This window comes from Jiangella endophytica (assembly GCF_003427025.1).
GTDB classification, from domain to species: domain Bacteria; phylum Actinomycetota; class Actinomycetes; order Jiangellales; family Jiangellaceae; genus Jiangella; species Jiangella endophytica.
Genome location: NZ_QVAI01000001.1, coordinates 604225 through 617931 on the forward strand (window position 1 = coordinate 604225; position 13707 = coordinate 617931).

Sequence of the window (13707 nt, forward strand, 5' to 3'; positions counted from 1 at the left end):
GACAGCTGGATCGGCCCGCGTTCTGGATCATGATCAACATCGGCCACCGTGTCAAGGCCGTGACCGGCCGTCGGTCGGGAACCGTACGGATCCGCGCCGCCGGCCGCCTGGACCGGTGATCAGGCCGCGCGGTCAGCCGTCGAGGCCGGTCCGGACGGTGTCGAGCAGGTCGGCCGGCTTGCAGCGGTCGGCCACCCGCTCGACCGGCACCCACTCGGACGCGGTGTGCTCGGCGCTCAGCCGCACGGATGTGCCCCACGGCACCTCGAGCCGGTAGATCCCGACCTCGTCGGACTCGTCGACGCGGACGGGCGCTGGCTCGGCGACGATCCCGGTCTCCTCCCGCAGTTCGCGAGCGGCGCAGTCGGCGATCTTCTCGCCCGGCTGCCGGACGCCGCCCGGCGGCACCCAGGCCCATTCGCCGTCGAGAGTCTCGATGTCGGCCGGGTGCAGTAGCAGCACGTGCGGCCCCTTCGGCCCCTCGCTCGTCACCACGATGGTGGCGACGAACGGGGCCGTCTCGAGCGCCTCGTTGGTCGGGTCGGTCATGGCGGACAAGTGTGACGCATGACGTGGCCGAATGTGGGCGGATCGCCCGACGCCACCCGTTCGGCGCGCCGCGATCGACCCCGCGACGTCACCCGCTGAGCGTCCTCGAAGTAGGGCTAGCCCTACCCAAGGACTGGGGCCACCGTGGCTGCGGGCCTCAATCACACGTACGTATGATCTCGATCATGCCAGCTCTTGAGGTCACGACCAGCGCCGATGCCGTCTACGACGCCCCGAGGCGGCGCTTCGTCAGCGACTATGGGGACCTGTCGAAGCGGATCCGGGACGCCGGTCTGCTGCGGCGCCGGCCGGTCTACTATGCGATCCGCGCGTCCATCCTGGCGTTGTCGTTCGCCGGGCTCGGCGTGGCGTTCTTCGCTCTGGGGGACTCGTGGTGGCAGTTGCTGCTGGCCGCCGGGCTGGGCCTGGTGCTCACCCAGACGGCCTACCTCGCGCACGACGCGGCCCATCGGCAGATCTTCGTCTCGGGCAGGCGCAACGAGCTGGCCGCGCTACTGCTCGGTGACGTGGTGGTCGGACTGAGCCACGGCTGGTGGATGTCGAAGCACAGCCGCCACCACGCTAACCCGAACAAGGTGGAGGTCGATCCCGACGTGGAGGCCTCGGCGCTCGTGTTCACCAGCGACGTGGCGAAGGAGCGGCGCCGCCGCAAGGGGTTCTCCGGGTGGTGGGTGCAGCGGCAGGGGACGTTGTTCTTCCCGCTGCTGCTGCTCGCCGGCCTGAACATGCACGTCTCCGGGGTGCGGACGGTGTTCGGGCGCGGCCGGGTCAAGTTCCGTGCCGTGGAGATCCCGCTGCTGCTGGCCCGGCTCGTCCTCTATCCCGTCGTGTTGTTCTCCTTCCTCTCGCCGGGCATCGCCGGTGCGTTCCTGGCCGTCCAGCTGGCGGTGTTCGGGTTCACCATGGGCGCGACCTTCGCCCCGAACCACAAGGGGATGCCGATGATCCCCAAGGACCTGAGCCTGGACTTCCTGCGTCGGCAGGTGCTCACCAGCCGCAACGTGCGCGGCAGCCGGTTCGTGGACGTCGCCATGGGCGGGCTGAACTTCCAGATCGAGCATCACCTGTTCCCGAGCATGCCCAGCCCGACCCTGCGTGCGGCACGTCCGATCGTGCGCGAGTTCTGCGCCGAGCGCGGCGTCGACTACACCGAGGCGGGGGTGTTCGAGTCGTGGCAGATCGTGGTCCGGCACCTCAACCGGGTCGGCACCACGGACGTCGACCTGTTCGAGTGCCCCATGGCCGCCCAGCTGCGGGCGCCCGCCTGAGCGCTCACTCGTCGACGACGGCGCCGAGCGCGTCGGCGAGCAGCCCGGCGTCGGGCAGCGACTCAGGGTCCACGAGAGCCTGGGCGACGAGGCCCGTGACCAGCGCGTAGACGAGAGCGCCGAGACTCCGCACGGTGCGTGGGTCGGGCCCGGCGGACGACTCGCCGAGCACGATCGCGGCCAGGGCGGCGCGGGCGCGGGCGTGGCCGGCCGCGATCTCGGCGCGCAGCTCGTCGTCGAACTTCGACTGCGTCAGCGCCAGCAGGCTGGCCGACTGCAGGTCACCCGCCTGCGGGATCATGGCCAGCAGCTCGGTCAGCAGCGCGCCGAGCCGGTCGGCCCGCGTGCGGCCGCCCGCCGCCCGCGCGGCCGCCTCGAGGGTGTCGCCCCACTCGCCGCTCAGCTCGATCGCGGCGAGGTTCATCAGCCGGTCCTTCGAGCCGAAGTAGTAACTGATCGACCCCAGATTGGCCTCCGCCGCGGCGGCGATGTCCCGGGCCGTGGTACCGCTGTAGCCCTTCTCGACGAGACACTTCTTCGCTCCCGCGAGCAGGGCTTCGCGCTGAGACATTGGCAGTCCTACCAGCGTTGATCGTGTGTATGGGTAGGTCGGAGTGTACGGCCGCCCCTGGTCAGAACTTCGCGGTGGCTTTGAGGAGTTGGCGGGCCATGACGATGCGCTGGATCTGGTTGGTGCCTTCGTAGATCTGGGTGATTTTGGCGTCGCGCATCATGCGTTCGACGGGGTAGTCGCGGGTGTAGCCGGAGCCGCCGAACAGTTGCACCGCGTCGGTCGTCACGGCCATGGCGGTGTCGGAGGCGAAGCATTTGGCGGCGGCGCCGAGGAAGCCGAGGGTGGGTTCGTCGCGTTCGGAGGCGGCGGCCGCGCGGTAGACGAGGTGGCGGGCGGCTTCGGTTTTCATGGCCATGTCGGCGAGCATGAACTGGACGCCTTGGAAGTCGGCGATGGGGCGGCCGAACTGCTGGCGTTCCTGGACGTAGGTGGTCGCGGCGGCGACGGCGCCGGCGGCGATGCCGACGGCTTGGGCGCCGATGGTGACGCGGGTGTGGTCGAGGGTGCGCAGCGCGATCTTCAGGCCCTGGCCGAGGTCGCCGACGACGCGGTCGGCGGGGATCCAGCACTGGTCGAACAGCAGCTCGCGGGTGGGGGAGCCTTTGATGCCGAGCTTGCGTTCGGGTGTGCCGTAGGTGAAGCCGTCGTCGGTGGCTTCGACGACGAAGGCGGTGATGCCGCGGGAGCCGGCGGTGGGGTCGGTGACGGCCATGACGGTGTAGTACTGGGAGACGCCGGCGTTGGTGATCCATGATTTCTGGCCGGACAGCCGGAAACCGTCGCCGTCGGGGACGGCGCGGGTCTGCATGGACGCGGTGTCGGAGCCGGCCTCGCGCTCGGACAGCCCGTAGGAGAACATCGCCTGCCCGGCGGCGACGGGCGGCAGGTACTTCTCCTTCACCGAGGGGGAGGCGGCGAGCAGCAGCGGCATCGTGCCCAGCTTGTTGACCGCGGGGATGAGCGACGTCGACGCGCAGGCGCGGGCGACCTCTTCGATGACGATGCAGGTGGCCAGCGCGTCGGCGCCGGCACCGCCGTACTCCTCGGGGATGTGCGGCGCGTGGAAGTCGGCCGAGCGCAGCGCGTCGTACGAGGCCTGCGGGAACGTGGCGGTCTCGTCGGCCTCGGCGGCGTGCGGCGCCACCTTGTCGGTGCACAACTCGCGCACCGCGGACCGGATCGCCTCGTGCTCGTCGCTGAGCCGGTACAGGTCGAAGTCGGCGTCCATGCACCGATGCTACTCGCGAGTAGGGTCGTTGTCGCAAGTGCGGCATGGCGGCTCCGCCCGCTGACTTGTACCCTCGACGCGTCCGACGTTCGGCCTCACGGGTGGGAACTGATCGTGTCCATGCGCATCTCCGTCATCGGCAACGGATATCTGGGTGCCGTCCACGCCGCCGGCATGGCCGAGCTCGGCTACACCGTCGTCGGCATCGACGTCGACGAAGAGAAGGTGGCGGCCCTCGCCCGCGGCGAGGCCCCGATCTACGAGCCCGGCCTGGACGACCTGCTGGTCAAGCACCTGGGCAACGGCCGGTTGACGTTCACCACCGACTTCGCCGCGGCCGCCGGCGCCGACGTCCACTTCGTGTGCGTCGGCACCCCGCAGCGCCGCGACGGTCTGGCCGCCGACATGCGCTACGTCGAGGCGGCCATCGACTCCCTCGCGCCGCACCTCGACAGCGAGTGCCTGGTCGTGGGGAAGTCGACGGTGCCGGTCGGCACCGCCACGGCGCTGGCCGACCGGCTGGCCAAGACGGCGCCCGTGGGGGCCGGCGCCGAGCTCGCGTGGAACCCCGAGTTCCTGCGCGAGGGGTTCGCCGTCGAGGACACCCTGCACCCGGACCGCCTGGTGTTCGGCGTGACGTCCGGCGACGCCGAGCGGACGCTGCGCGAGGTCTACGCGAGCACCATCGCCGACGGCACGCCGGTCATCGTCACCGACCTCCCCACGGCGGAGCTGGTGAAGGTGTCCGCGAACGCCTTCCTGGCGACGAAGATCTCCTTCATCAACGCGATGGCCGAGATCGCCGAGGTCGCCGGCGCCGACGTCACCAAGCTGGCCGACGCCATCGGGCACGACGCCCGCATCGGCCGCAAGTTCCTCAACGCCGGCATCGGCTTCGGCGGCGGCTGCCTGCCGAAGGACATCCGCGCCTTCATGGCTCGCGCCGGTGAGCTGGGCGCGTCGCAGTCGCTGGCGTTCCTCGCCGAGATCGACGCCATCAACCTGCGGCGCCGGCAGTACGTCGTCGACCTCACCCGCGACCTCGTCGGCGGCAGCGTCGCCAACCGCCGCATCGCGGTGCTGGGCGCGGCCTTCAAGCCGCAGTCCGACGACGTCCGCGACTCGCCCGCGCTGAACATCGCCGGCCAGCTGCACCTGCAGGGCGCCCGGGTGTCGGTGTACGACCCGAAGGCCGCGGCCAACGCGCGCAAGGTCTTCCCGACGCTCCCGTACGCCGAGTCCGCCCTCGAGGCGTGCCGCGACGCCAGCGTCGTCCTGCACCTCACCGAGTGGCCGGAGTTCCGCGAGCTCGACCCCGCCGAGCTGGCCGGCATCGTCGCGACCCCGGTGGTCGTCGACGGCCGCAACTGCCTCGACGCCGACGCCTGGCGGGCGGCGGGCTGGACCTACCGCGGGCTCGGCCGCCCCTGACCACCGCCGGGTGACGGGGTCGCGGCCAGCGCCGCGGCCCATGCCGTCGCCGCGGCCAGCAGCGGCCGTCCCAGCGGGGCGGGCGCGAACAGATAGTTGAGGTGCGCGTAGGCCGGGTCGCCCCGGACGACGTCGCGTGCGGGCGGCGGGATCGCGCCGTCGAGTTGGTGGAAGCGGTAGCCGAGCCCGCCCATCAGCCCGGTCAGCACCCGCTCCGGCGCCCGGCCCGCCAGCACCTCGCAGATGATCCACGGCCGGTGCCGGGCCAGTACCTCGCGGGCGCCGCTCAGGACCAGGTGCTCCGTCGTCTCGGTGTCGACCTTCACCACCGCCGGCACCGAGCCGGTGCGCCGCGCATACCGGTCCAGCGGCTCCACCAGCACGTCGAGCTGCCGCTTGGAGGCGCGGAAGCCGCGGGCGAGCGAGTTCGACGAGTCGCTGACCTCCGACAGGTAGAGCGTCGCGGTCTCGGCGGCGGCACCGGCCGCCAGTTGCTCGAGCCGGTAACCGAGGCCATTGCCGGCGGCCAGCCGCCGAGCCCACGCGGCGAGGTCCGGCGTCGGCTCGAACGCGACCACCTCGCGCGACGAGTACGCACGAGCCAGCAGCGCGTAGACGCCGATGTTCGCACCGACGTCCCAGACGGCGCCCGCGGGCGCGACGTCGCACAGCGCCAGGAACCAGGGCAGCGTCGACGCCTCGTACCGGCCGATGCCACCGTCGCGCAGGTCGCGCGCGACGACCGACGACGAGGGCAAGTCGACGTGCAGGGCCGCGGCTCGCGGCCGGGTGTCCGGCGGGACGGGCATCGGGAGGTCGAACTCCAGCCACGCCCGGCCGGTCCGGGCCGCGGCCCCGGGACGGCGGTGGGCCCGCCAGGCGGCGCGGAGCAACCCGGCCGACCGGCGTGCGTTGCGGACCGGCTGCCTGACCAGCTCGGCGGCGGCCCGTCCGACGAGGCCGCTCGCGGAGCCGCGGGCCGCCTCTGCCGCGGCCAGGGCCTGCGCGGCCGACTCGTACCGCGTCGCCAGGGCGCCGAACGCCGCGCGGGCGCGCACCCAGTCGGGTCCGCCGTCGGCGGTGACCGCTCGGAGGTTCGCACCGGGCAACCCGGCGGTGCCGGCGGCGGCGCGCCGCAGCGACAGCCCGCCGGCCATCCCGAGGCTGCCGCCGTCGTCGAGGTACACGGCGTGCAGCAGCTCGAACCCGCGCTCGCCCAGGGCGACGGCGAGGTCGCGGGCGACGGGCTCGGCCGGCAGCGCGTCGATCAGCAGCACGACCTGCCCGCCGGCCGGCACGTCGTCCAGCCACGCGAGGTCGAGCGGCGCGTCCGTGCGCACCTGCTCCACCCGCACAGCGTCGGGCGACTGCGCGGCGAGTAGATCGCGCAGTCGCATCGCCGGCCGCCTCGCTAGGGTTGGGCGTCGAGCACCGACTGCGGGATGTCGGCGCCGTTCTGCAGCGCCGTCCACAACTCGCCGGCCAGCTCGGGATCCCAGCTGACGGTGTTGCCGACGCGGCCGAGCGGGACGGTGATGGTGTCGCCGGAGCCGCCGGAGACCGAGCCCATGCCGCGGGCGAACGCGAACATGTCCATGGGGCCGGTGTTCTCGTCCAGCACCAGCGCGTCGCCGCCGGCCAGGGCCGTGCGGGTGAGCTCGATCGGGTTGACCAGGGTGCCCGGCGACGTCGCCTTGTCGGCGATGGCGGAGATGAGCTCGCGCTGCCGCTGCACCCGGCCGATGTCGGCCGTGGGGTCGAAGTAGCGGGCGCGGGCGTAGCCGAGCGCGTTCGTGCCGTTCAGCGTCTGGCAGCCGGCCGGGAGGTCGATGTGGGCCTTGTCGTCCTGGATGGCTTCGTCGAGGCACATCTCGACGCCGCCGAGGGCGTCGACGATGCCGGCGAAGCCACCGAAGCCGATCTGCACGTAGTCGTCGATGGCGACGCCCGTGGCCCCCTCGATCGTTTCGACCAGCAGCGGGGCGCCGCCGAACGCGAACGCGGCGTTGATGCGGTTCTCGCCGTGGCCGGGGATGTCGACGACAGAGTCGCGCGGGATGCTGATCAGCGAGTTGCGCCCGCCGCCGCCGGGGACGCTCAGCAGCATGATGGTGTCAGTGCGCTGGCCCTCGACGCTGCCGGTGCCCAGCTCGCTCTGCTCCTCGGCGGAGAGGTCTTCACGGCTGTCGGATCCGACCAGCAGGAACACCCGGCCCTCGGAGACCGCCGAGCCGTGGTCGGACGGGATGGCGTCGACCTTCTCGATGCGCCCCCAGACGTACCAGAGGAGCACACCGAGCGCGACGAGCACGACCAGCCAGAACGCCAGGAACCAGCGCAGGAAGCGGACGAAGCCGGAGCGCTTCTTCTTCGGCCGGCCCGGCGGCTCGGCTCCCTCGCGGCGACGACGGGTCGGTGGCGGCGGCGACGCGGGCGGTGCGCCGGCGCCGTCGGTGTCGGCCCGGCCGTAGGGCTCGGCAGGCATGACGCTGGTGCCGCCCGGGGCTGCCGCGGCCTGCGCCGGCGCCGGTACGGCCTCACTCTCGTGCGGGCTGTGTGCCACGCCGCCGCGATAGGAGACGCCCGGGACCTGGCCGGCCTGGTACGCGGTGACCTTGACCTCGGTCCCGCGTCCGCCGTCCGCCCCGTACGCCGCCATTCCTGCCTCGCCGTCTGGTCGCATCACGCTCGACCATACCTTCGCCGGACGGCTCTGTAACCTGCCGATCTCGTCGCTCAGCCCTGCAGAACGACGGCGTCGCCGGCGCGCAGGCCGAACTCCGCGGCCGCCGAGCCGCCGTTCACGACCAGCTCCAGCAGGCCCGGCCCGGAGCTGCCGGTGACCACCGCGGCAGTGCCGACGGGCACGTCGGAGAGCCGGCGGCGGTAGGGCACCTTCGTGGGCCCCACGGCGACCCGGTCGCCTTCCACGACGCCCAGGTCGGCGGCGGTGCAGGTGAGCTTGCAGTTGCCGAAGTTGTCGACCAGCGCGACGTGGACGGCGTCCGGCCGGTCCGGAGCCGGGAGCTCGACCGCCGTGAACGGCACCGGCCGGTCGTCGAGCACCCACTTCGCCAGCAGCGGCAGGTACCAGAGGCTGCGGAACTGGGTGGCCGCGACGTCGACGGCGTCCGGCTCGCCGATCGCGGCCCACTCGGCCGCCGCCAGCACCGTCCGCGCGTCCGTCACCGAGACCGACGTCACGCCGAGATGGCGGCGCACCGGCTCCAGCAGCACCGGGTCGTACGTCGTGAACACGGTGTGCCGGCCGTGCCGGAACCAGCCGAACGGCGCGCCGTTGGGCCACCGGCCGTCCCGCGGCGCCACGTTGACCAGCGTGGCCGTCGCGAACCCGTCCTCGCCGAGCAGCCGCGTCGACAGCAGCACGTCCAGCAGCGTCAGCCCGGCCGCCTCGACCGGCGCCGGGCCGTCCAGCGGCAGCAGCACCGGCGACCGTCCGAACAGCGCCGCCATGCGAGTGGCCAGCCGGGCCCGCGCGTTGGTGTCCGAACAGTCGGTGAGGTAGGTGATCGGCGGATACATGGTTCCTCTCGGGGCCGGGTGCGGGCAGTGACGTCGTGGGCACGACAAAAAGGGCCCCCGCGGAGTGCGGGAGCCCGGTGAGCTGACGAAAAGGGGACGCGTCAGGTCAGCATGGATCGGCCGCACCTGGGGTGCAGCATTCGCATCATGGCCTGGCCGTGCGTCACGGCGACGACGCTATCGGCGCCCGTTCGCGGCGGTCAAGCGGATCGGTGCCGGCCGCGCGGCCTACGCTGGCCGCATGAGTCCAGAGGGCCGGCCTGCCTCGGCCGCGCAGACCAGCCTGTCGCGCATCATGACCGCGCTCGACACCAACCTGCTCGGCACGGTGCACGGCGGCGTCATCATGAAACTGGTCGACGACGTCGCCGGCGCGGTCGCGCAGCGGCACTCCGGCGGCCCGGCCGTCACGGCGTCGATGGACGAGATGACGTTCCTCGAGCCGGTGCACGTCGGCAACCTCGTGCACGCGCACGCGAAGGTGAACTGGACCGGCCGGACGTCGATGGAGGTCGGCGTGCGGGTGGTCGCCGAGCCGTGGAACGAGGTCCGCCCGGCCACGGCGGTGGCCACCGCCTATCTCGTGTTCGTCGCGCTCGGGCCGGACGGCTCGCCGCGCGAGGTGCCGCCGGTGCTCCCCGAGACCGACGAGGACCGCCGCCGGTTCGCCGAGGCCGAGATCCGGCGCACTCACCGGCTGGCCCGGCGCCAGGCGATCCTGCGTTCCCGCGAACAGGGTCACGCCGCGGTCTGACGTCCGGCCGCCGCCCGTGTGCCCCGGGTCCGGCTCGCGCGCCGTCCGCTGGCCCGGGTCCGGCCGCCGGCCGCGTGCCCAGGGTCCGGCCGCCGGCCGCGTGCCCGGGGTCCGGCGTCGTCCAGCCCCGGTCATCACGAGGCCTTCTCCCGCTCCACCAGGCATGCATGCCTCGTCAAGCGGGGAGAACCCTCCTTCACGTGATCATTTGCGGGTGGTGCCGCGCGGGCGAATTGGGGCAATAGCGGGGGATGTCCCGGTAAGGGCTAGTCGTGTGACTGATGTGACAGAAGAGGCGCTTGGGCTCGGCGTGCCGCCCGTGAAATCGACTCGGCCTGTGGTGATACTGGCGAAGCGGTGAGCACGGGGGCTCGCCGGCACGTCCGGTTCGATGGGGGAAGTGCATGACCACAGCGGCACGTCCGCCGGATCCACGGCGGGTGCGGGCCCGTCGCGAAGCCATGGCCGCGCTCCGCGCTCAGCGGGCCGAGGCGGCACGGTTCCGTCGTTCGGTGACGCTCGTCGCCCTGTCCGTCGTCGCTCCCGGCAGCGCGCAGCTGATCGCCGGCCACAAGAGGACCGGCAAGATCGCGCTCGGCGTCTACGGCGGCCTGGTCGGCATCGCGCTGCTGGTGCTCTGGCTGGTGCCGCTGCAGGACCTCGCCGGGCTGGCCGTCCGGCCCTGGCTGCTGACGACGTTCAAGCTGCTGGCGTTCGGGCTCGCGGCGGCGTGGGTCGTGCTGCTGCTCGACGCGTGGCGGCTCGGCCATCCGCCGGGGCTGAATCAGAAGCACCGGCTGATCATGATCGGCGCGACGCTCGCGCTGGCCGCGATGGTGTCGACGCCGTTCGTCGTCGCCGCCCGGTACGCGACGGCCGCGCACGACGCCGTCGTCGAGATGTTCCCGTCGGGCGAGGTCGCGGCCGCCAGCGACGGCCGGCTCAACATCCTGCTGCTCGGCGTCGACGCGGGCGACGGCCGGGTCGGCGTGCGTCCCGACAGCATCAACCTGGTCTCCATCGACGTCCGCACGGGCGAGCCGGCGATGATCAGCCTGCCGCGCAACCTGGAGAACGCCCGCTTCCCCGACGGCACGCCGGCCGACGCGGAGTTCCCGCGGGGCTTCTCCGGCGACGGCGACGAGTCCGACTACATGCTGAACGCGACCTGGACGTTCGGCGAGGAGAACCCGGAGCTGTTCGAGGGCCCGTCCGGCCCCGGCCCCACCGCGGTGAAGCAGGCCGTCGAAGGCACCCTCGGCATCCCGGTGCACTACTACGTCGCCGTCGACCTGCAGGGGTTCCGCGACATCGTCGACGCGATCGGCGGCGTGACGATCCGGGTCAACGAGGAGCTGCCGATCGGCGACAAGGGCCGCGTCCTCGAGCCCGGCCTGCAGGAGCTCGACGGCTACCACGCGCTCTGGTACGCCCGGTCGCGCGAGGGGTCGTCGGACTACGCCCGCATGGCCCGGCAGCGCTGCGTCATCGGCGCGCTGGTCAACCAGGCCGACCCGCAGACCGTGCTGTCGAACTTCGTCGAGCTGGCCGACGCGTCGAAGTCGGTCATTACCACCGACATCCCGCGCCAGGACCTCGCCAACCTCGTCGACCTCGCGTTGAAGGCGAAGGACCAGGAGATCACGTCGCTGCAGTTCGTGCCGCCGCTGATCGTGCCCGCCGACCCGGACATCGGGCTCATCCACGACCGGGTCGACGCGCTGCTGTCCGGCGACGCGAAGCCGGCGGCGTCGGAGTCCGCCTCCGACGAGCCGAGCGAGCAGCAGCCGGAGGAGAAGCCCAGCGACGAGGCGAGCGACGAGCCGAGTGACGAGCCGAGTGACGAGCCGAGCGAGGAGTCCCGTGACGAGCCGTCCGACGACCCGTCCGACGAGCCCGCGGACCGTCCCGCCGACGACACCGGCGACGAGGAACCGGACGAGACGGCGCCGGTCGAGATGTCGTCGGTCTGCTCCTACGAGTGACCGGGCGGTGGATCAACGGCTCCGACCGGCCCGGCACCGGGTAAGGTGCCTGCCGACATGAACGCCGCCGATCACACCCGCCCCGGCCGGCCGGTCGCGCCCGACGAGCGCGCGTGGCCGGCCGTCTCGGTCATCATGCCCGTGCTCGACGAGGAGCGGCACCTGGCCGAGGCCGTGTCCGGCGTGCTCGCACAGGAGTACCCGGGCGAGCTCGAGCTGCTCCTCGCGCTGGGGCCGTCGCGCGACCGCACCGACGACATCGCCCGCGAGCTGGCCGCCGCCGACCCGCGCATCCGGCTGGTCGCCAACCCGGCCGGCCGCACGCCGGTCGGCCTCAACGCCGCGCTGGGCGCCGCCCGCCACGGCGTCGTCGTGCGCGTCGACGGCCACGGCGTGCTGTCCGACCACTACATCCGCACCGCCGTCGCGGAGCTGGAACGCACCGGCGCGGCCAACGTCGGCGGCATCATGAACGCCGAGGGGCAGACCGACTTCGAGCGGGCCGTCGCCTGGGCGTACACGTCGCCGTTCGGGCTGGGCGGGGCGAAGTTCCACCTCGGCGGGCAGGCCGGCCCCGCGGACACCGTTTACCTGGGGGTGTTCCGGCGCGAGGTGCTCGACCGCCTGGGCGGCTTCGACGAGCACTTCGTCCGGGCCCAGGACTGGGAGCTCAACTACCGCATCAGGGCGGCCGGCGAGACCGTCTGGTTCACCCCCGACCTCGTCGTCAGCTACCGGCCGCGGCCCCACCTGCGCGCGCTGGCCCGGCAGTTCCTCAAGACCGGGCAGTGGCGCCGCGAGGTGGTCCGCCGCTACCCGGACACCGCGAGCGTCCGCTACCTCGCCGCCCCCGCCGTGACGGTCGCCGTCGCCGCCGGGACGGTCGCCGGGCTGGCCGGCCTCGTCGGCCCGTCGTGGCTGCTGATCGGCTGGCTGGCGCCGGCCGGGTACGCCGTCGGGGTCACCGGCGCCGCGGCGCTGTTCGGCCGCGGGCTGCCCGCCCGAGCGCGCGCCTGGCTGCCGCCCGTCCTCGCGACGATGCACCTGACCTGGGGCGCCGGGTTCCTCATGGGGTCCCGCGACGCCGCCCGGTCCCGGCGGGCGGCCGCTCAGGACGCCGCGGCCTCGGGAGGACCGGCGACGTGAAGGTCCTGATGCTCGTGCAGTCACCGGTGGCCGGCGACTCGCGGGTGCTCCGGGAGGCTGCCACGCTGACGGCCGAGGGGCACTCCGTCCACATCGTCGGCCGCGACGTCCCGGACGGCTTCGACCCCGGCGACGGCGTCACCGTCGAGTCGGTCAGCCGGTCCCGCGGCATGCGCCCGCCGGGCACCCCGCGCGGCGTGGCCGTCACGTCGTCGTCCGGTCCCAAGACGCTGGTGCGCCGGGCGGGGCGCTGGCTGCTGCTGCCGGAGCACCGCGAGCGCACCGAGCGGCGCTGGCGCGACGACGCCGCCCGGCTGCTGGCCGGCCGGCCCGCCCATGACGCCGTCCACGCGCACGACTACAACACGCTGGAGCTCGGCGCGGAGCTGGCCCGGCGGTGGAACGCGCGGCTGGTGTACGACAGCCACGAGCTCTGGTTCGACCGGGGACTCCCCGGCCGGCCCACCCCGCTGGCCCGCAGGCGAGGGCGGCGCATCGAGACCCGGCTGGCCGCGCAGGCGCAGGTCGTGCTCACCGTCAGCGAGGGCATCGCCACCCGGCTGCGCAACCGCGGGCTGCGCGACGTCCGCGTCCTGCGCAACACGTTCCCGCTGGCCGAGCACGAGCCGCCGGACCTGCCCGACCAGCCCGCGGGCTTCGCCTACGCCGGGCGCATCGGCCCCGGGCGCGACCTCGAGGCCGTCGTCGGCGCCGCCGCCCGGCTGTCCTCGCTGCGCACGGTGGTCGCCGGCCCGGCCGATCCCGGCTACCGCCTGGACACCACCGGCGTCGAGGTGCTGCCGCCGATGTCGCTGACCGACGTCGACCGGCTGTACCAGGACGTGGGTGTGGCCGTGGTCACGCTCACCGACACCTGTGAGAACCATCGGCTGGCGTTGCCGAACAAACTCTTCCACGCCGTCCGGGCGGGCGTCCCGGTGGTGGCGGCGAACCTGCCGGAACTCCACGCGGTCGTGCTCCGTTACGGTCTGGGCCGCTTGTACCAGCCCGGCGACGCATCGTCGCTGGCCACAGCCGTGGAAGCGGTGGCCGCCGACTACACTGGACACGTCGAGGCGGTGCGTAAGGCCCGCTCGGAACTGTCCTGGGAACACGACTCCCGCGTGCTCGCCGGCGCGTACGCGGACCTGGAGGCGGCGTGAGATGGTCGACTTCGTCGCGTCCCGCCCACGGGTGCGATATTTCGT

12 protein-coding genes are annotated in these 13707 nt (G+C 73.1%); 6 read left to right on the top strand and 6 right to left on the bottom strand.

Annotated features, from left to right (window positions below):
• Positions 1-132: 132 nt before the first annotated feature.
• Positions 133-549: an NUDIX domain-containing protein gene (locus DZA62_RS02840; RefSeq protein ID WP_116947226.1), complete on the bottom strand. Its 417-nt coding sequence runs from the start codon at positions 547-549 to the stop codon at positions 133-135.
• Between the two features lie 185 nt (positions 550-734).
• Between DZA62_RS02840 and DZA62_RS02845 the strand changes: the two genes are divergently transcribed.
• Positions 735-1838 carry a fatty acid desaturase family protein gene (locus tag DZA62_RS02845; protein WP_198663352.1) on the top strand — a complete coding sequence of 368 codons (1104 nt, stop codon included), beginning with the start codon at positions 735-737 and terminating at the stop codon, positions 1836-1838.
• Positions 1839-1842: 4 nt separating this feature from the next.
• On the opposite strand, the gene DZA62_RS02850 is transcribed toward DZA62_RS02845, so the two are convergent.
• Both DZA62_RS02850 and DZA62_RS02855 read right to left on the bottom strand, forming a co-directional pair.
• Entirely contained in the window at positions 1843-2409 is a 567-nt protein-coding gene (locus DZA62_RS02850) for a TetR/AcrR family transcriptional regulator (protein WP_116947228.1), read from the bottom strand.
• A 61-nt stretch (positions 2410-2470) separates the two neighbouring features.
• Positions 2471-3640 carry an acyl-CoA dehydrogenase family protein gene (locus DZA62_RS02855; RefSeq protein ID WP_116947229.1) on the bottom strand — a complete coding sequence of 390 codons (1170 nt, stop codon included), beginning with the start codon at positions 3638-3640 and terminating at the stop codon, positions 2471-2473.
• 114 nt (positions 3641-3754) lie between these two features.
• Between DZA62_RS02855 and DZA62_RS02860 the strand changes: the two genes are divergently transcribed.
• Positions 3755-5071, top strand: a complete 1317-nt coding sequence (locus tag DZA62_RS02860) for a UDP-glucose dehydrogenase family protein (protein ID WP_116947230.1) — start codon at positions 3755-3757, stop codon at positions 5069-5071.
• Here the strand turns inward: DZA62_RS02860 and DZA62_RS02865 are convergent.
• From DZA62_RS02865 to DZA62_RS02875, 3 genes are read right to left on the bottom strand one after another with little or no spacing between them, the layout of a single operon-like run.
• Complete coding sequence (locus DZA62_RS02865; RefSeq protein WP_116947231.1) at positions 5047-6468, bottom strand: FkbM family methyltransferase; 1422 nt, start codon at positions 6466-6468, stop codon at positions 5047-5049. The genes DZA62_RS02860 and DZA62_RS02865 overlap by 25 nt on opposite strands.
• Before the next feature lie 14 nt (positions 6469-6482).
• Positions 6483-7754: an LCP family protein gene (locus tag DZA62_RS02870; RefSeq protein WP_116947232.1), complete on the bottom strand. Its 1272-nt coding sequence runs from the start codon at positions 7752-7754 to the stop codon at positions 6483-6485.
• A gap of 53 nt (positions 7755-7807) precedes the next feature.
• Positions 7808-8614 carry an SAM hydroxide adenosyltransferase gene (locus DZA62_RS02875; protein ID WP_116947233.1) on the bottom strand — a complete coding sequence of 269 codons (807 nt, stop codon included), beginning with the start codon at positions 8612-8614 and terminating at the stop codon, positions 7808-7810.
• Between the two features lie 241 nt (positions 8615-8855).
• On the opposite strand from DZA62_RS02875, the gene DZA62_RS02880 reads away from it, so the two are divergent.
• The 4 genes from DZA62_RS02880 (at position 8856) to DZA62_RS02895 (ending at position 13662) form a co-directional block, all read left to right on the top strand.
• Positions 8856-9368, top strand: coding sequence for an acyl-CoA thioesterase (locus tag DZA62_RS02880; protein WP_116947234.1), 513 nt, complete (start codon positions 8856-8858; stop codon positions 9366-9368).
• Positions 9369-9880: 512 nt separating this feature from the next.
• Entirely contained in the window at positions 9881-11353 is a 1473-nt protein-coding gene (locus DZA62_RS37470) for an LCP family glycopolymer transferase (RefSeq protein WP_198663353.1), read from the top strand.
• Between the two features lie 57 nt (positions 11354-11410).
• Positions 11411-12499, top strand: coding sequence for a glycosyltransferase family 2 protein (locus DZA62_RS02890; RefSeq protein ID WP_116947236.1), 1089 nt, complete (start codon positions 11411-11413; stop codon positions 12497-12499).
• Positions 12496-13662 carry a glycosyltransferase gene (locus DZA62_RS02895; protein ID WP_116947237.1) on the top strand — a complete coding sequence of 389 codons (1167 nt, stop codon included), beginning with the start codon at positions 12496-12498 and terminating at the stop codon, positions 13660-13662. The genes DZA62_RS02890 and DZA62_RS02895 overlap by 4 nt, the downstream gene beginning before the upstream one ends.
• Positions 13663-13707: the final 45 nt, after the last annotated feature.